This is a genomic window from Phenylobacterium sp., assembly GCF_004297125.1.
Lineage (GTDB): Bacteria > Pseudomonadota > Alphaproteobacteria > Caulobacterales > Caulobacteraceae > Phenylobacterium.
Genome location: NZ_SCVD01000021.1, coordinates 54,592 through 71,519 on the forward strand (window position 1 = coordinate 54,592; position 16,928 = coordinate 71,519).

At 70.1% G+C, this 16,928-nt stretch carries 17 protein-coding genes; 5 read left to right on the forward strand and 12 right to left on the reverse strand.

The genetic code is table 11. The annotated features are described in order from the left end of the window. Nucleotides 1–116: 116 nt before the first annotated feature. From EPO51_RS13330 to EPO51_RS13350, 5 genes are all read left to right on the forward strand, one after another. Nucleotides 117–593: a DUF3576 domain-containing protein gene (locus tag EPO51_RS13330; protein ID WP_293351248.1), complete on the forward strand. Its 477-nt coding sequence runs from the start codon at nt 117–119 to the stop codon at nt 591–593. A gap of 153 nt (nt 594–746) precedes the next feature. Then, nucleotides 747–3,308, forward strand: a complete 2,562-nt coding sequence (gene leuS / locus EPO51_RS13335; RefSeq protein ID WP_293351250.1) for a leucine--tRNA ligase — start codon at nt 747–749, stop codon at nt 3,306–3,308. Further along, on the forward strand, nt 3,305–3,811 hold the full coding sequence (gene lptE / locus EPO51_RS13340) for an LPS assembly lipoprotein LptE (protein WP_293351252.1): 507 nt from the start codon (nt 3,305–3,307) through the stop codon (nt 3,809–3,811). The genes leuS and lptE overlap by 4 nt, the downstream gene beginning before the upstream one ends. Beyond that, complete coding sequence (gene holA, locus EPO51_RS13345; protein ID WP_293351254.1) at nt 3,808–4,860, forward strand: DNA polymerase III subunit delta; 1,053 nt, start codon at nt 3,808–3,810, stop codon at nt 4,858–4,860. The genes lptE and holA overlap by 4 nt, the downstream gene beginning before the upstream one ends. Before the next feature lie 43 nt (nt 4,861–4,903). Then, entirely contained in the window at nt 4,904–5,902 is a 999-nt protein-coding gene (locus tag EPO51_RS13350; protein ID WP_293351256.1) for an alpha/beta fold hydrolase, read from the forward strand. Here EPO51_RS13350 and EPO51_RS13355 read toward each other — a convergent pair. The 12 genes from EPO51_RS13355 to mnmG form a co-directional block, all read right to left on the reverse strand. After that, nucleotides 5,899–6,789 carry an SRPBCC family protein gene (locus EPO51_RS13355; RefSeq protein ID WP_293351258.1) on the reverse strand — a complete coding sequence of 297 codons (891 nt, stop codon included), beginning with the start codon at nt 6,787–6,789 and terminating at the stop codon, nt 5,899–5,901. The two genes, EPO51_RS13350 and EPO51_RS13355, sit on opposite strands and share 4 nt — an antisense overlap. Beyond that, nucleotides 6,782–7,084, reverse strand: coding sequence for a metalloregulator ArsR/SmtB family transcription factor (locus EPO51_RS13360; RefSeq protein ID WP_293351260.1), 303 nt, complete (start codon nt 7,082–7,084; stop codon nt 6,782–6,784). Before EPO51_RS13360 ends, EPO51_RS13355 begins: the two co-directional genes overlap by 8 nt. Before the next feature lie 90 nt (nt 7,085–7,174). After that, entirely contained in the window at nt 7,175–7,621 is a 447-nt protein-coding gene (locus EPO51_RS13365; protein WP_293351262.1) for a GFA family protein, read from the reverse strand. Next, complete coding sequence (gene mtaB, locus EPO51_RS13370; protein ID WP_363200657.1) at nt 7,618–8,907, reverse strand: tRNA (N(6)-L-threonylcarbamoyladenosine(37)-C(2))-methylthiotransferase MtaB; 1,290 nt, start codon at nt 8,905–8,907, stop codon at nt 7,618–7,620. The genes EPO51_RS13365 and mtaB overlap by 4 nt, the downstream gene beginning before the upstream one ends. Next, nucleotides 8,888–9,790: a signal peptidase I gene (gene lepB, locus EPO51_RS13375; RefSeq protein ID WP_363200659.1), complete on the reverse strand. Its 903-nt coding sequence runs from the start codon at nt 9,788–9,790 to the stop codon at nt 8,888–8,890. The genes mtaB and lepB overlap by 20 nt, the downstream gene beginning before the upstream one ends. Beyond that, nucleotides 9,787–10,608, reverse strand: a complete 822-nt coding sequence (gene dapF / locus EPO51_RS13380) for a diaminopimelate epimerase (protein WP_293351264.1) — start codon at nt 10,606–10,608, stop codon at nt 9,787–9,789. The genes lepB and dapF overlap by 4 nt, the downstream gene beginning before the upstream one ends. Before the next feature lie 32 nt (nt 10,609–10,640). Continuing rightward, on the reverse strand, nt 10,641–11,972 hold the full coding sequence (locus EPO51_RS13385) for a sulfatase family protein (protein ID WP_293351266.1): 1,332 nt from the start codon (nt 11,970–11,972) through the stop codon (nt 10,641–10,643). 59 nt (nt 11,973–12,031) lie between these two features. Then, a complete protein-coding gene (locus tag EPO51_RS13390) occupies nt 12,032–12,598 on the reverse strand; it encodes a PadR family transcriptional regulator (protein WP_293351268.1) in 567 nt (188 codons plus the stop codon). 169 nt (nt 12,599–12,767) lie between these two features. Next, on the reverse strand, nt 12,768–13,631 hold the full coding sequence (locus tag EPO51_RS13395) for a ParB/RepB/Spo0J family partition protein (RefSeq protein ID WP_293351269.1): 864 nt from the start codon (nt 13,629–13,631) through the stop codon (nt 12,768–12,770). Continuing rightward, nucleotides 13,631–14,452: a ParA family protein gene (locus tag EPO51_RS13400; RefSeq protein WP_293351270.1), complete on the reverse strand. Its 822-nt coding sequence runs from the start codon at nt 14,450–14,452 to the stop codon at nt 13,631–13,633. The genes EPO51_RS13395 and EPO51_RS13400 overlap by 1 nt, the downstream gene beginning before the upstream one ends. Next, complete coding sequence (gene rsmG / locus EPO51_RS13405; RefSeq protein WP_293351271.1) at nt 14,436–15,065, reverse strand: 16S rRNA (guanine(527)-N(7))-methyltransferase RsmG; 630 nt, start codon at nt 15,063–15,065, stop codon at nt 14,436–14,438. The genes EPO51_RS13400 and rsmG overlap by 17 nt, the downstream gene beginning before the upstream one ends. Before the next feature lie 2 nt (nt 15,066–15,067). After that, nucleotides 15,068–16,915, reverse strand: a complete 1,848-nt coding sequence (gene mnmG / locus EPO51_RS13410) for a tRNA uridine-5-carboxymethylaminomethyl(34) synthesis enzyme MnmG (RefSeq protein WP_293351273.1) — start codon at nt 16,913–16,915, stop codon at nt 15,068–15,070. Nucleotides 16,916–16,928: the final 13 nt, after the last annotated feature.

Below are 16,928 nucleotides of genomic sequence, written 5' to 3' on the forward strand. Positions count from 1 at the left end.
GGCGGTATGGCCACGCGATTCCTGTTTGGCGACCTGCACGGCATTGTTATAGAGGCAGCCGGCGCGGGGCGGCGCCGTAGCGCTTGCGCTGCGGAAAACTATGGAGACGGATACATATGCCGTTTGTGCGCGGTAATCGGATGCGTGGCGTGATGATCGCGGCTGTGGCGCTCAGCGTCGTCGCCGTGGGAGCCTGCGGGAGCATCCCCAACCCGCTGGGCGGCGGAAAATCCTCCAAGGTCCGTTCCTCGGGCGACAACGCCGCGGCGATCGGCGTGAACGGCTACCTGTGGCGCGCGACGCTGGACACCCTGTCCTTCATGCCGCTGCAGTCCGCCGACCCGTACGGCGGCGTGATCGTCACCGACTGGTACACCAATCCGGAAAAGCCGGACGAGCGCTTCAAGTGCACCGTCTACATCCTGGATTCGCGCCTGCGCGCGGACGGCCTGAACGTGGCGGTCTTCAAGCAGAACCGCGACGGCACGGGCAATTGGGTGGACGCGCCGACGGCCGGGCAGACCGAGACGGACATCGAGAACTCGATCCTGACCCGGGCGCGCCAGCTTCGACTTTCGAACATCAAGGGCTGATCCAGCCCCGTTCGATTGTCGACGCGCCTGCCCTGAGCATCGCAACGCGATGCTCAGAATCCTCCAGAAGGCTGAGAGTTTCTCGGCCTTGGGGGGCCGGGAAACTCTCGGGGCCGTTGACCGGAAGTCTCACTCCAGTCCAAAGGCGCCGTCATGGCACGCTACAATCCCAAGGAAACCGAGCCCAAGTGGCGCCAGGCGTGGACCGACGCCGACGCCTTCCGCGCGGTCGCAGATCCGTCGAAGCCCAAGTACTACGTGCTGGAGATGTTCCCGTACCCGTCGGGACGCCTGCACATGGGCCACGTCCGCAACTATGCGATGGGCGACGTCATCGCCCGGTTCAAGCGGGCCCGGGGCTTCTCGGTGCTGCATCCCATGGGCTGGGACGCCTTCGGCCTGCCGGCCGAGAACGCCGCCATGGAGCGCGGCGTCGATCCCAAGGCCTGGACCTACGAGAACATCGCCCGGATGCGAGCGGAGCTGAAGGAGCTGGGCCTGTCCATCGACTGGTCCCGCGAATTCGCCACCTGCGACGTGGAATACTACGGCAAGCAGCAGGCCTGGTTTCTGGATCTGTTCGCCCGCGGCCTGGTCTATCGCAAGGAAAGCGTCGTCAACTGGGATCCCGTGGACCAGACCGTGCTGGCCAACGAGCAGGTGGTCGACGGCCGCGGCTGGCGCTCGGGCGCCGTGGTGGAAAAGCGCAAGCTGAACCAGTGGTCCATGCGGATCACCGACTACGCCAATCAGCTGACCGACGACCTGGAGACCCTGGACCGCTGGCCCGAGAAGGTCCGGGTCATGCAGGAGAACTGGATCGGCCGCTCCAAGGGCCTGAAGTTCAGGTTCCACTTCACCGGCGAAGACCGTCCCGAGGGTCTGGAAGTCTACACCACCCGCCCGGACACTCTGTTCGGCGCCAGCTTTGTCGGCATCGCCGCCGACCATCCGCTGGCGGCGGAGGTCGCGGCGCGCGACCCCAAGGCGGCCGCCTATATCGAGGAATGCCGTAAGGGCGCGGCCACCCAGGCCGAGATCGATACCGCCGAGAAGACCGGCTACGACACCGGCCTGCGCGTGAAGCACCCGTTCGATCCGAACTGGGAGCTGCCGGTCTGGATCGCGAACTTCATCCTGATGGACTACGGCACGGGCGCGATCTTCGCCTGCCCGGCCCATGACCAGCGCGACCTGGACTTCGCCCGCAAGTACGGCCAGCCCGTGACGCCGGTGGTCCTGCCGCCCGGCGAGAATCCCGCGACCTTCGCCATCGGGACCGAGGCCTATGTTGGCCCTGGGACGATTTACAATTCGGGCTTCCTGGACGGCCTGGACATCGAGGCCGCCAAGGCCGCCGCCATCGACCGCATCGAGGCGGCCGGCGACGGCGAGGGCGCCACCGTGTTCCGCCTGCGCGACTGGGGCGTTTCGCGCCAGCGCGCCTGGGGCTGCCCGATCCCGGTGGTCCACTGCCCCACCCACGGCGTCGTGCCGCTGCCGAAGTCCGCCCTGCCGGTCGCGCACCCGGCCGACATCGAATTCGGCAAGTCGGGCAACGCGCTGGAGCGGCATCCGACCTGGAAACATACGACCTGTCCGCAGTGCGGCGGCCCGGCGACGCGGGAGACGGACACGCTGGACACCTTCGTGGACAGCTCCTGGTACTTCGCCCGCTTCGCCAACCCGGACGCGGACGAACCGATCGACAAGGCGGCCGCCGACTACTGGCTGCCGGTCGACCAGTATATCGGCGGCATCGAGCATGCGGTGCTGCACCTGCTCTACGCCCGCTTCGTCACCAAGGCCCTGGCCGACGACGGCCAGCTTTCCGTACGCGAGCCGTTCGCCGGCCTGTTCACCCAGGGCATGGTCACCCACGAGACCTACCGCCGCCAGAACGGCGACTGGGTCGAGCCCGGCCAGGTCGAAGTGGTCGCGGAGGGCGCCACGCGTCGCGCCAAGCTGATCGAGACCGGCGAACCGCTGGCGATCGGCGACATCGAGAAGATGTCGAAGTCCAAGAAGAACACCGTGGCGCCCGAGGAGATATTCGACGTCTACGGCGTCGACGCCGCGCGCCTGTTCGTGCTGAGCGACAGCCCGGCCGAGCGCGACGTGCAGTGGACCTCCGGCGGGGTCCAGGGCTCCTGGCGCTTCGTGAACCGGGTCTGGGACGAGTTCGACAGCCAGCCGGCGGAGGCGACGGCCGGAGAACCGGACGCCGACCTGCGCCGCGCCACCCACAAGCTGGTGAAGCAGGTCACCGAGGCGATCGACACCTTCCGCTTCAACGCCGGCATCGCGCGCCTGTACGAGTTCCTGAACCTGCTGAAGGCCAACCCGGTCGCGGGCGCGACGCCCGCGGTGCTGGCGGCGCGTCAGGAGGCGCTCTCGGCCTTCGCCCGCCTGATCGCTCCCTTCACCCCCCACCTGGCCGAGGAATGCTGGGCCCGCATCGGCGGGACCGGCATGGTCGTGGAAGCCGAATGGCCCACCTTCGATCCCGCGCTCACCGAGGACGCGGTCAAAGTCCTGCCCGTGCAGGTGAACGGCAAGCGCCGCGGCGAGATCTCCGCGCCGGCCGGGGCGGAGCAGGCCGAGGTCGAGGCGATCCTGCGGGCCGACCCCGACATCGCCCAGCGCCTGGAGGGCCTGACGATCCGCAAGATCATTGTGGTCAAGGACCGGATCGTGAATATCGTGGCCGCATGAGCAGGTTCCTCGCCCTCGCCCTGGCCTCGACCGTCGCCCTTGGCGGCTGCGCGGGCTTCCAGCCGCTGTACGCCCAGCCCGAAGTCGTGCGGAACCTGGCCGCCATCCAGGTGACCGCCCCGTCCGGCCGCACCGGCTACCTGATCCGCCAGCACCTGGACGACGCCTTCGCCAAGGACCACTCCGTGGCGCCGACCTACACGATGGACCTCAGCCTGGGCGAGGCGCGCTATCCCCGCGGCGTGCGGATCGACAACGTGGCCACCCGCTACGAATACGTCCTGACGGCCAGCTACGCCCTGCGCGATGTGAAGTCGCACGCCCTGGCCAAGCAGGGCCAGGTGCGCGTCGAGCTCACCTACGACAGCGCCGACCAGCCCTACGCCTCGATCTCAGCCCAGCAGGACGCCCAGGACCGCGCCGCGGACGAGGCGGCGCGCCGCATCGAGCTGGAACTGGCGGTCTGGCTCGCCACCGGCGCGAAGGTGGCCGCGGCCAAGTGATCCTCGGCAAGCGTCCGGATATCGAGCGCTTCCTCGGCAAGCCCGATCCGGCCATCCGCGCGGCCCTGATCTACGGCCGCGACATCGGGGTGGTGCGCGACCGCGGCCACCAGCTGGCGGCCAGGCTGGTCCCCAATCCCGACGACCCTTTCGACGTCTCGCTGCTGACCGAGCAGGACCTTTCCGACGACGGCGGTCGGCTGGAGGGCGAGCTGGCGGCCCAGTCGCTGATGGGGGGGCGCCGTCTCGTGCGGTTGCGGCTCAGCAGCGAGAAGCCGGCGGTCGACAAGCTGGCCGCCGAGGCCCTGGAGCGCCACGCCAAGGGCGAGCTCAATCCCGACGCCTTCTTCCTGATCGAGGCGGGGAACCTCGGACGCGATTCCGCCCTGCGCAAGGCCTGCGAGAAGGCGAACGCCGCCGCCGCCATCCCCTGCTACGAGGACGAGCCCGGCGATGTCGCCCGCCTGATCCGCGAGCTGCTGGCCAAGGACGGTGTGTCGCTGAACGCCGACGCCCTGCAGCTGCTCGTCGCCCGCCTGCCCAAGGAGCGTGGCGTGGCGCGGCAGGAGATCGAGCGGCTGGCCCTCTACCTCGGCCCCGGCAGCGGCGCCAACGCCACCCCGGCCGACCTGGAGCCGTTCCTGGGCGTCGAGCCGGAGTCCTCGCTGTTCGACGCCGCCTCTGACGCCTTCGGCGGCCGCCTGGGCGAGGCGCAGGCCGGCCTGCGTCGCGCGGCCCAGGAGGGCGAGGCGGGCCCCGCCGCCGTCCGGGCCATCGGCATGCACCTCGGCAAGCTGCGCCGCACCCTCACCCTCGCCAAGAACGGCGCCGGCCTGCAGGAGGCCGCCAAGGCCTCCGGCGTGTTCTGGAAACAGGAGCGTGAGTTCCTGCGCCAGGCCCGCACCTGGACCCTCGAGGAACTGGACCGCATCCAGCCGGAAGTCCTCAACGCCGACCGCGCCTGCAAGACCGCGGGCTCCCCCGACCGCCTTATCGCCGAACGCCTGGCGCTGACGGTCGCGGGTCGTGCGCGGCGGCTGGGGTTGTAGGGGCGCAGGAGCGCAGTACGGTGCCGCCGGGAGGCGCCGAAGAATGCTCAAGGAAATGCTGGTCGCAGCCGCGACGCTGCTCGCCACCGCCGCGAACGCCGCCGGACCACTCCCACCGTCTACCTATGCCAAGCCCGCGCGGCTCGTGGCCCTGCCGGACGGGCGGAAGATCAACCTGTTCTGCCTCGGGTCCGGCGCGCCCACGGTGGTGCTCGACGCCGGCTGGGGCTCCGGCATGAGCGCCTGGGCCAAGGTGCAGCCGGCGATCGCCGAGACCACGAGGGTCTGCGCCTTCGACCGGCCCGGCATGGGCTTCAGCGACGAAGGCCCCCTGCCCCGCGACGCCCGCGCCGTCGTGGCCGACGAGCGGGCCGCGCTCAAGGCCGCGCGCGTGAAGGGCCCCTACGTCCTGGTCGGCCACTCTATGGCCGGCCTGCACGTCCGGCTCTACGCCTCGCTCTATCCGAAGGAGGTGGCCGGCGCCGTGCTGGTCGACCCCTCCAACCCGCACCAGGCGCGGCGGTTCGCCGAGGTCGCGCCCAAGGGTGCGGCGATGAACGACAAGATGATGGGGATGATGCGCGGCTGCGCCGACAAGGTGGTCGCCGGGACGCTGAAGCCCGGCGAACCCGGCTTCTCTCTCTGCTTCCCGCCGCCGCCGGCCACCCTGCCCGAGGACGTCCGCGCCGTGACGCTGCAGCGGCAGGGCGAAGGCTGGCGCTACCGGATGCAGGCCTCCGAGGTCGACAGCATGGCCGGCTCGTCCTCCGCCGACATCGACAGGACCCGGCGGCCGCTCGGCGACCTGCCGTGGATCGTGCTGACGGCCGAGGGTACGGGCAAGGGGCCACCCACGCCGGTCGAGGAGCAGGCGGCCATGGGCCAGGTCTGGAAGGCCATGCACGACGAGGCGGCCGGCCTGTCGACCCGCGGCGAGAACCGCATGGTCGCCTCCGGACACAACATCCAGACCGAGAAGCCCGAGGCGGTGATCGCCGCCGTGAACGAGGTGGTGGCCGCGGTCCGCGCGGAGCGGCGCTAGGCGTTCTCCGCCGGCGCGAAGATCGAGCGCAGCATCTCGCCGAATCCGGCCCAGCCGAACGGGTAGTCGCTGATGTCCACGGCGCGCACGAAGCCGTCATGCACCACCGTCACCCGCGTCCTGCCGCCCAGGTCCTCGAACAGCCAGGTGATCCTCTGCACTGGCACGGTCGGGTCGCCCCGCCAATCCGGCCAGTCGGTCACCAGCTTGCGGTTCGGCTCGTACTCCAGGATCCGCGTCGGCCCGCCCGCCACCTGCCGTCCATCGACCTCGTAGCTCCAGCCGTAGACATAGGCGCCGCCGACGCGCGGCTCGACCACCGGCGCCGGGGCGCCGCACCAGCGCTTCAGCAGCTCGGGGTCGATGAACGCCTCGAAGACCTTCTCCACCGGCGCGTCGATCACCGTCGACACCCGCACCTCGGGATGCGGACTGGCGAAGTCCGGCCGGCAGAGACCCTCGCCACCCTTCAGGTGGGCCGCCAGGTTGCCGTTCAGGATGCGCCACAGGTCATCCACCATCTCGGCGGCGCGGCCGATGGCGGGCGCCTGGGCGAAGGCATGGGTCCCCGTCAGCGTCGTGCCGCCGGCGTTCGTCTCGGCGTCGCCGGAGGTCAGCTCCAGCACGACCTCGCTGGGCTGGCCGTCCATCTCCCAGGTGAAGGCCAGGGCCTTGCCGGGCTCGAAGCGCGTCAGGCGCTGCGTCCCGGCCCGGGGCGCGCCGTACACGTGCGGGCCCCAGAAGCGGAACGCGCCGCCGCTCCGCGGCTCGACCTCGGCCTCATCGGCGAACCAGGCCTTCAGTTCCGCCGGTTCGGTCAGGGCCGCAAACACCCGCTCGGGCGGGGCTTTCAACTGCCAGGTGAAGGTATGGTTGAGCTCAGCCACGCTGGTCCTCCTCGACCGTCCGCTTCAGGTCCGAAAGCCGGGCCGCCCAGTAGAGGCGGTAGGGCGCCAGCCACCGGTCGACGCTCGCCAGCGCCGCCGGGTCCAGGCTGTAGAGCCGCGCCTGGGCGGCCCGCCGCTCACGCAGCAGCCCGGCGCGCTTCAGCACGCCCACATGCTTGGCGATCGCCGGGCGGCTGACCGGGAAGTGGGCCGCCAGCTCGCCCGCCCGCAGCTCCTGCCCACGCAGGAGGTCCAGGATCGCCCGCCGCGTAGGATCGGCGATGGCGCCGAACACGGCGTCTCCGGAATGCTGCGTAACCATTGGGTTACACAATCACGCGCACGGCGAGGATGCAAGCCCCCGACCGGCGCCATGCGGAGAAGGCTAGGTGTCGTGGTCGGGATGCTGGTGGGAGACCACCTGCGCCTGATAGGCGGCGGTCTTGGCCTGGCCCTCCGGCGATTGGGTCCGCAGCGACCCCAGTTCGTCCACCCAGGGCAACTTAGAATCCAGCCCGATCTGCACCGTGGGCCGGATGTCCGTCGGATCGTCGAACGCCCCGATGGCGATGTCGAAGAAGCCCGCGCCTTCGAAGGTGAGCTGGGTCCCGCAGTCGGCGCAGAAGCCGCGGTTCACCAGATTGGAGCTGGCGAACAGCTTTCGCTGACCCCTCGTCCAGGTCACCTGCTCCGCCGTCATCGAGACATAGGGACCATAGAACGCCCCGAACGCCTTCTGGCACATGCGGCAGTGGCAGATGCTGGCGCGGCCCAGTTCGCCCTCGACGCAGAAGCGCACCGCTCCGCACTGACATCCGCCGGATCGGCTCACGCGGCCTCCAGCACCATCGTTTCCGCCAGCAGGCGCCGGCCATCGTGGCCGACAACGCGCAGCGCCGCCACTTGGCCCACGGCCGCCTCACCGGTGAAGGCGATCTCGGTGAAGTCCTCGGCCCGCGCCACGCCCGGCCGCTCGACCAGGCCCGACAAAGTCCGGCCCGCCTGCCGCGCGAGGTGACGCGCGAGACCCGCCTCGCCCGCCGCCCGCAACCGCGCGGCGCGGGCCTTGACCACGTCGCGCTTCACTGCCGGCATCCGCGCCGCCGGGGTGCCGGGACGCGGGCTGAACGGGAAGACATGCAGGAACGCCAGTCCGGCCTCCTCGACCAGGCGGACCGAGTTCTCGAACATCTCGTCGGTCTCGGTGGGGAAGCCGGCGATCAGGTCGGCCCCGAACGCGGTGTCCGGCCGCACGGCGCGGACTTCGGCCACCAGCTTCAGCGCGTCGGCGCGGCTGTGGCGGCGCTTCATCCGCTTCAGGATCATGTCGTCGCCCGCCTGCAGCGAGAGGTGCAGGTAGGGCATCAGCCGCGGCTCGGTGGCGAGGCACCGCATCAGGTCCGGATCGATCTCGGCCGCGTCGATCGACGACAGCCGGAGCCTCGGCAGCTCGGGGACCAGCTTCAGGATCCGCGCCACCAGCTGGCCCAGGGTCGGCTGGCCCGGCAGGTCGGTTCCCCAGCTGGTCACGTCCACGCCGGTCAGCACCACCTCGCGGTAGCCCTCCGCCGCCAGGCGCCGCACCTGTTCCACCACCTCGCCCGCCGCCGCCGAGCGCGAGTTCCCGCGGCCGTAAGGGATGATGCAGAAGGTGCAGCGGTGGTCGCAGCCGTTCTGGACCTCGACATAGGCCCGCGCCCGGTCCTTCAGCCCGTCGATCAGGTGCCCGGCGGTCTCGCGGACGCTCATGATGTCGTTGACCCGGACCCGCATGGGCTCGGCCCCGTCTTCAACCGAAGGCTGGGCATAGGCGCCGGCCTGGCTCTTCTCCGCATTGCCCAGCACCAGATCGACTTCCGGCATGGCGGCGAAGGCCGCGGGGTCGATCTGGGCCGCGCAGCCGGTGACGATAAGCCTGGCGCCCGGCCGCTCGCGCCGCGCCTTGCGGATCGCCTGGCGGGCCTGGCGGACGGCCTCGTTGGTGACGGCGCAGGTATTGAAGACGATGGCGTCGGAGAGCCCGTCCTCCGCAGCACGCTTGCGGATGACCTCGCTCTCGTAGGCGTTCAGCCGGCAGCCGAACGTGACGATGTCGACGTCAGGGTTGTCGGCCGACACGGGTCCTGTCCTTCGCATAGACGATCTTCAGCGCCACCGCGCAGACGTCGCGGCCCGGCACGGGGCCGAAGGTGCGCGAGTCCGCGGCGTTGTCGCGGTTATCGCCCATCAGATACCACGAACCCGCTGGCGTCGTCTTCTCGGGCACATTGTCCAAGGGGCCCTCGGACCCGAGGTCGTAGGTGCGGTAGCGCCTTCCGTTCGGCAGGGTTTCCTCCACCTCGGTGGCCCGGACGGCCACGTCGGGCAGCGCGACCGAGCCCAGGGCGCGCCGCGGGACCGGCTGGCCGTCGATGATCAGCAGCCCCTCCTTCATCGCCACCGTCTGGCCCGGCCCGGCGATGATCCGGTGGACGTAGGGCGCGGCCGAGCCTGCCTTGCGGAACACCACGACATCGCCGGCCTTCAGGCCGGGATGGCCGCAGTCGGCGCGAGCGCCGTCGACCATGACGATGTCCTCCGCCCGCAGCGTCGGCGTCATCGAGGCCGAGGTGATGTTGTAGGTCGGGTGCGGGCCATAGGCGCTGTAGAGCGCATTGGCCCCGAACAGCAGCGCCCAAGGGGCGATGTAGAGCAGCGCCAGCTTGCTGGGCCGGCCGCCCCGCGCCGGCGCGCGCCACGCCAGCCACGCGGCGTGGAGGCCGAGCACGGCGGCCAGCACCGCGGCGCCGATCAACAGTCCGTTCAACCCGTAGGCGTAGACGCCGGGCGGCGAGGCCAGGGTCCATTCGTTGAGCGCCACGGCGCCGGCCATGACGCCGACGACCGTGATGCCCACCATCTTCCACGCGCCGGCGTAGGCGTAGCCCACGGGCGGGAACAGGGCGTTCAGGATCAGGGCGATCCACCAGCGGCGGGGCCGCGGGGCGTAGGTCTCGGTCAAGGCAGCTCGCCCATGAAGTCCACCGCGGCCGGCCCGGTCATGATCACGTGGCCGTCCTCGCGCCACTCGACGTGCAGCTCGCCGCCGTCCAGCTCCATCGTGGCGTGGCGGCCGACCAGGTCACGGCGCGCGGCCGCGACCAGGGCGGCGCAGGCTCCGGTGCCGCAGGCCTTGGTCAGGCCCGCGCCCCGCTCCCAGACCCGCAGGCGGATGTGTTGGCGGCCGACGATCTGGGCGAAGCCGACGTTCACGTGCTCGGGGAACAGCGGGTGTTTCTCGATCACCGGCCCGATCCGGGCGATCGGCACAGCCTCCACGTCGGGGACGAAGAACACCACATGCGGATTGCCCATGGAGACGCAACCCGGAGGCGCCATCAGGTCGGCGTGGTGATAGAGGACGACGTCCAGCGCCGCCGTGTCCCGGGCCTCGGCCAGCGGGATCTGAGTCCAGTCCAGGCCCGGTTCGCCCATGTCGACGCTGACCAGGCGGTCGCCCGCCCGCGTCGCCACCAGCCGGCCAGCCTTGGTCTCGATCACCGCCTCGTCCTTGCCGGAGGCCTGCATCAGGAGCCAGCCCACACAGCGCGTGCCGTTGCCGCAGGCCGACACCTCCTCGCCGTCGGCGTTCCAGAACCGCACCTTGGCGTCGGCCCCATCCGCCTTCTCCACGACGATGAGCTGGTCGCAGCCCACGCCGGTGGCCCGATCGGCGATCGCCCGCACCTCGTCGGCGGTGGGCGCGAACGGGGCGGTGCGGGTCTCGACCACGACGAAGTCGTTGCCGAGCCCGTTCATCTTGAGGAACGGACGGTTCATGGCGCCGCATATAGGCGAGAACCGCCGCGGAATCACGCTGCGGGGCGGTTGCGCCTGCCCAGGGGCTCGAAGGTCGTCTTCGCGGCGGCGAACCGCGCCTCCATGTCCTTGACCACGTCCGGGTGCAGGCTGGAGAGGTTGTACGCCTCCGACGGGTCGGCGCGCACGTCGAACAGGCCCGCCCCGCGCACGGCGGTCAGCGGATACTCCGCGCCTCGGTAGTAGCTGCGCCCGACGTACTTCCAGCGGTCGGTGCGGATGGCCGCGACCAGCTCGTTATTGAACAGCACCAGCTCCTCGTGCGGGCTCTTGGCGCCGCGCGTGAGCACGCCCGTGAGGTCCCGCCCGTCGATCTCGGTCTGCGGCAGGGGCCTGCCGGTCATGGCCAGGATGGTCGGCAGGATGTCGATATTCATGGCGATCTCGCGGCTCACCTTGCCGGCCGGAAGGCCTGGGCCCCGGGCGATGAACGGCACGCGATAGCCGCCGTCCCAGCCCGAGCCGCCCTTGCGGTCGCGCAAGGGTCCGCTGGATCCCTCGAACCAGGGACCGTTGTCCGAGGTGACGATGACCAGGGTGTCGCGGTCGAGGGACAGCGCCTTCAGGTGCTCCATCATCCGTCCGACCTGGATGTCGACCTCCTCCACCACGTCGCCATAGGCGGCGGCCTTGGAGTGGCCGGCGTGGTCGGGGTGCGGGAATAGCGCGAGATGCGGCGCGGTTAGCGCCATCAGCAGGAAGAAGGGCTTCTGCCGGTTGTCTTCGATGAACCTGCGGCCGCGGTCGAAGAACCGCTCGGTGAGCTTTGGGAAGTCCACGTCCTCCCGCGTCAGCTCCACGCCCGGACCGGCGGCATAGAGGCCGAGCGGCTTCATGTCGTGGCTGTAGGGCAGGCCGAAGAACAGATCGAAGCCCTGCACGGTCGGCGGCCAGAACGGGGCCACATGGCCCAGGTGCCACTTGCCGACCAAGGCGGTGGCGTAGTCGGGCTTGAGCGCCTCGGCGATGGTGATCTCCGAGAGCGGCAGGCCGTTGGTGTCGGGCGGCTGGATGACCTGATGCCCCAGCCCCGTGCGGATCGGATAGCGCCCGGTCAGCAGGCCGGCCCGCGAGGGGGTGCAGATGTTGGCCGAGGCGTAGAAGTCGGTCATCCGCACGCCCTGGCGGGCCAGGCGGTCCAGGTTCGGGGTGGCGATCAGGCGCGAGCCCTGGATGCCGAGGTCGCCGTAGCCGAGGTCGTCGGCCAGCACGACGATGATGTTGGGAGGCCGTCCCGCCGGCGCCGCCCGCGCCGCGCCGGCGGCGGCCAAGGCGCCCAGGCCCCCCAGCACATCCCGCCGTTGCGGCTCGAATCCGATACGCATCGCGTCCTCCCCCGCCTTTTCGATGGAGTTTGGCGGGGTCCGACGGGCCTGTCGAGGGCTCAGCTGCGCTCGATCGCGGCGGCGGTCTCGTCGATCATGTCGACGATACGGTCGAGGTCCTCCGGGCTGACCGGACGGCCCATCCGGTTCTTCAGCGCCATGCCGAGGTTCATCATCGCGCGACCGATGCGGGGACGGCCCGGGCCGGCGCTCTTGGAGGCGTCGTCCATCTTGGCGAAAACCGCGTCCACGCCGGGGCGGTTACGGTCCAGCTCGGCCTTGCCGTCGGGCGTGATCTCGAAGTGCTTGCGGCCCGCCTCGCCCTGCGCCTGGCGGATCATGCCCTCGTCTTCGAGCATGGCCAGGGTGGGATAGACCACGCCGGGCGAAGGCCGGTAGGCGCCGCCGGTGCGTTCCTCCAGCTCCTTGATCAGCTCATAGCCGTGGCGGGCCTGCTCCTCGAGCAGCGCCAGGATGACCATCCTCAGGTCGCCGTGACCGAAGAACCGCCCGAAGCGCCCACGGCCGCCTTCGCGGCCTTCGCCGTGATGGCCCATGCGCCCGCCCCAGCCGTGCCGGCTGCGATGGAATCCGCGTTCGCCGCGGTCGTGAAAGTGTCTGTGCATCTGGTTTAGATCCTATTTCGATATGTCTGATATTTAGATACATCGAAACCGCAGCAGGCCGCAAGCTATTTTCGATACAGTCGAAATGCGGTCTATTTTGCAGGGCCACGCGCTAGTCCGGCGTCGCCCCAAGGCAAGGATCCGGATGACGCCTTTGGAAGCCCGCTTCCTACCGCCGCATCAGCCGGCGGCAGATCTCGTCCAGTTGTTCCAGGCTGGCGTAGCGGATCTTCACCTCGCCCGCGCCGCCGCGGTCGGCGATGTCGACGGTCATGCCCAGAGCATCCTCCAGATCCACCTCGAGGGAGGCGGTGTCGGCGTCCTTGGCCTTGCGGGGACCGGAGGCCTTCTTCGGCGCATCCGGCCTGTCGCGGGTCAGGGCTTCGGTCTCGCGCACGGAGAGCCCCTGGGCCACGATACGGTCCGCCAGGGCCTCGGCGTTGTCGGCGGTGAGCAGCGCGCGGGCGTGACCGGCAGTCAGCCGCTTGGCCACGAGGTGGTCCTGCACGGCGGGCGGCAGCTGCATCAGGCGCAGGGTATTGGCCACGTGGCTGCGGGACTTGCCCAGCCGCTTGGCGGTTTCCTCCTGAGTGATCTGGAGGCGGCCCATCAAGGACGAATAGGCCCGCCCCTCTTCGATCGGGTTCAGGTCCGCGCGCTGGATGTTCTCGATGATCGCGATCTCGAACGCCTCGGTGTCGCCCAGCGTCCGGACCAGCGCCGGGATCGCCATCAGGCCGGCCCGCTGCGCGGCGCGCCAGCGGCGCTCGCCGGCGACGATCTCGTACTCGCCGTCGCGGCGCGATGGCCGCACCAGGATCGGCTGCAGCACGCCCTTGTCGCGGATCGACGTCTCGAGCTCGGCCAGCTCGCCTTCGTCGAAGGTCTGGCGCGGCTGCTCGGCGTTGCGATGGATCAGCTCGATCGGAATGTCGCGCACGCCGGACGCCGGATCCGACGCGTGGGCGATCTCCTCCGACTCGCCCAGCAGCGCGGACAGCCCGCGCCCCAATCCCCTGCGGTTTTCCGCCATCAGCTCAGTTCCAGTTGTTCCGTGCGCCGCTTGCGTTCGCGGAGCACCACCTCGCGGGCCAGCTTCAGATAGGCCTGGCTGCCCGTACACTTCAGATCGTAGACCAGAACCGGCTTGCCGAAGGACGGCGCCTCGGAGACCCGCACGTTCCGCGGAATCACCGTCTGGTAGACCGCCTCGCCGAAGTGGAGGCGTACGTCGGTGGCCACCTGTTCCGACAGCGAGTTGCGCCGGTCGTACATGGTCAGGACCACCCCCTGCAGCTCCAGAGACGGGTTCAGGCTGCCCCGCACCAGGTCGATGGTGCGCATGAGCTGGGTGAGGCCCTCAAGGGCGAAGAACTCGCACTGCAGCGGCACCAGCACCGCGTCGGCCGCGGCCATGGCGTTCACCGTCAACAGGTTCAGCGACGGCGGGCAATCGATGAGGACATAGGTATAGGCGCCGCCCTCGCGGGCAGGGATCAGGGCGTCGCGCAGCTTGAACGAGCGCCGCGCCTGCTGGCCCAGCTCCAGCTCCACCCCCGACAGATCCGGGTCGGAGGGGATGAGGTCGAGGCCCGGCACCGAGGTCCTCACCACGGCGTCCAGCAGCGGCTGTTCACCCATCAGCACGTCGTAGAGCGTCTTCTTGCGCAGCGCCCGGCCGACACCGAGCCCCGTGGAGGCGTTGCCCTGGGGATCGCTGTCCACCAGCAGCACCTTCTCGCCCACGGCGGCAAGCGCCGTGCCGAGGTTGATGGCGGTCGTGGTCTTGCCGACGCCGCCCTTCTGGTTGGCGACGACCAGTACGCGTAGTCTCCGGTCAGACCTTGCGGGCACGACCCAACCTCCTCACACGCACGATCCGGCCGCGCGTATCACTGAGCGACGGTACGACATCCGCCTCGTATTCCCAATATCTTGCGGCCTCGGACATGTCCGCCACCACATCTTGACCCTTGAGGAACAAACCCTGCGCCCCACTCAGCAAGTATGGCCGGGCATACCCCAACAGGCGGTGAAGAGGCGCGCAAGCGCGTGCGGTGACGATGTCCACAGCCAGCGAGAGGTTTTCCGCCCTTTCGTTATGCACCGTGGCAGGCAGGTCCAGCTCGGCGACCGCCTGGGAGAGGAAACGGCAGCGCTTGGCCATGCTCTCCACCAGATGCACGTGGAACCCCTCGCGCCCCTTTCCCAGGATCGCCAGGACCAGGCCCGGGAAACCCGCGCCGGCGCCCAGGTCGGCCCAGGTGAGCGCCTGCGGGGCCAGGCGGAAGAGCTGGGCGCTGTCCCACGCGTGGCGGTTCCAGAAATCGGGGATCGTCGCGGGACCGACCAGGTTCATCACCTCGTTGCCGGCGGTCAGCATATCGAGGAAGCGCGACAGTTCGGCCACCTGCTCGGGGGTCGCCTTGGCCGCCTTGGCAAAGCTCTGGACGTCGGTGACCGCCACGCTCAGGCCGCGCGGCGCCGGACGTGGGCCAGCAGGGCGGTAAGCGCGCCGGGGGTCACCCCCTCAATGCGGGCGGCCTGGCCGAGGGTCAGCGGGCGCACGGTGGCCAGCTTCTCGCGCACCTCGTTGGAGAGCCCGCCGATGGCGGCGTAGTCCAGCTCGGCCGGCAGGCGCAGGTCTTCGTCGCGCCGGAAGGCTTCGGCGTCGGCGGCCTGGCGATCCAGGTAGCCGGCGTAGGACGCGTCGATCTCGATCTGCTCGCGCACCGCCGGCCCCCAGGCGCCGATCTGCGGCCAGATCCGGGCCAAGTCCTCGAAGGTGATGGTCGGATAGGCCAGCAGCTCGACCACGTCGCGCCGTTGCCCATCGGCCTTCACCGGCAAGCCGGCCTTGGCGGCGGCGGCGGGCGTGAGGGTCAGGTCGTGGGCCATCGCCCGCGCTTCCGCCAGCTGCCGTTGTTTCACGTGGAATACCGCGGCGCGGGCTGAGCCGACAGCGCCAAGTTCTACGCCCTTGCCGGTGAGCCGCTGGTCGGCGTTGTCAGCTCGCAGCGTCAGGCGGAACTCGGCCCGACTGGTGAACATGCGATAGGGCTCGGTGACGCCGCGGGTCACCAGGTCGTCGATCAGGACGCCGATATAGGCCTCGTCCCGGGCGAACTGGGCGGCGTCTGCGCCGGAGGCTGCGCGGGCCGCGTTGAGGCCGGCGACCAGGCCCTGGGCTCCCGCCTCTTCATAACCCGTGGTGCCGTTGATCTGGCCGGCCAGGTAAAGGCCCGCCAGGCGCTTGACCTCCAGGGTGGGGTAGAGTTCGCGCGGGTCGACGTAGTCGTATTCGATGGCGTAGCCGTGCCGCTTCACCACCACCTGCTCCAGGCCGGGGATGGTGCGCAGGAACAGGTCCTGGGTCTCGGCGGAAACCGAGGTGGAGATACCGTTCGGATAGACCGTCGTGTCGTCCAGGCCCTCGGGCTCCAGGAAGATCTGGTGGCTGGTCCTGTCGCGGAAGCGGACCACCTTGTCCTCGATGGACGGGCAGTAGCGCGGGCCGCGCCCGGAGACCCGGCCGCCGTAGACCGCGCTCTCGCCCAGGCGCTCGGCGATGATCCGATGGGTCTCTTCCGTGGTGTAGGTGATGCCGCACTGGACCTGCGGGGTCGTGATGGAGCCCGTCAGGAAAGAAAAGGGAATAGGCTCGGCGTCTGCGTCCTGCATCTCCAGCCGGTCCCAGGCGATGGTGGCGCCGTCGAGGCGCGCGGGCGTGCCGGTCTTGAGGCGGCCCATCTGCAGGCCGGAGGCGTAGAGGCGGTCGGAGAGGCCAATGGCGGGTGCGTCGCCGACGCGGCCAGCGGGGATGCGCTGGTCTCCCTGGTGGATCATCCCCTTCAGGAAGGTGCCGGTGGTCAGCACGACGCGGCCGGCCCGGTATTCGGTCCCCGTGGCGCCCACGACGCCGCCGACCGTGCCGTCCTCGACGATCAGGTCCTCGACCGCCTCGGCGACGATGGCCAGGTTCGGCGTGGCGCACAGCTCGGCCTGCATGGCTTCGCGGTAGAGACGGCGGTCGATCTGGCTGCGAGGGCCGCGGACGGCGGCGCCCTTCGAGCGGTTGAGCATACGGAACTGGATGCCTGCGATATCGGCCAGGCGGCCCATGAGGCCGTCCAGGGCGTCGATCTCGCGGACCAGGTGGCCCTTGCCCAGGCCGCCGATGGCCGGGTTGCAGCTCATCTCGCCGATGGTCTCGAGCTTGTGGGTGAGCAGCAGGGTGCGCGCGCCGAACCGCGCCGCCGCCGCCGCCGCCTCGCAGCCGGCGTGCCCTCCCCCAATGACGATCACATCCCAGGTCATGAAGGGCTGCATA

What these genes read in the sequence shown, in the direction of transcription:
- EPO51_RS13330 (WP_293351248.1), top strand. Translation starts at nt 117, where the DNA reads ATGCCGTTTGTGCGCGGTAATCGGATGCGTGGCGTGATGATCGCGGCT.
- leuS (WP_293351250.1), top strand. Translation starts at nt 747, where the DNA reads ATGGCACGCTACAATCCCAAGGAAACCGAGCCCAAGTGGCGCCAGGCG.
- lptE (WP_293351252.1), top strand. Translation starts at nt 3,305, where the DNA reads ATGAGCAGGTTCCTCGCCCTCGCCCTGGCCTCGACCGTCGCCCTTGGC.
- EPO51_RS13350 (WP_293351256.1), top strand. Translation starts at nt 4,904, where the DNA reads ATGCTCAAGGAAATGCTGGTCGCAGCCGCGACGCTGCTCGCCACCGCC.
- dapF (WP_293351264.1), bottom strand. Translation starts at nt 10,608, where the DNA reads ATGAACCGTCCGTTCCTCAAGATGAACGGGCTCGGCAACGACTTCGTC.
- EPO51_RS13385 (WP_293351266.1), bottom strand. Translation starts at nt 11,972, where the DNA reads ATGCGTATCGGATTCGAGCCGCAACGGCGGGATGTGCTGGGGGGCCTG.
- EPO51_RS13390 (WP_293351268.1), bottom strand. Translation starts at nt 12,598, where the DNA reads ATGCACAGACACTTTCACGACCGCGGCGAACGCGGATTCCATCGCAGC.
- EPO51_RS13395 (WP_293351269.1), bottom strand. Translation starts at nt 13,631, where the DNA reads ATGGCGGAAAACCGCAGGGGATTGGGGCGCGGGCTGTCCGCGCTGCTG.
- mnmG (WP_293351273.1), bottom strand. Translation starts at nt 16,915, where the DNA reads ATGACCTGGGATGTGATCGTCATTGGGGGAGGGCACGCCGGCTGCGAG.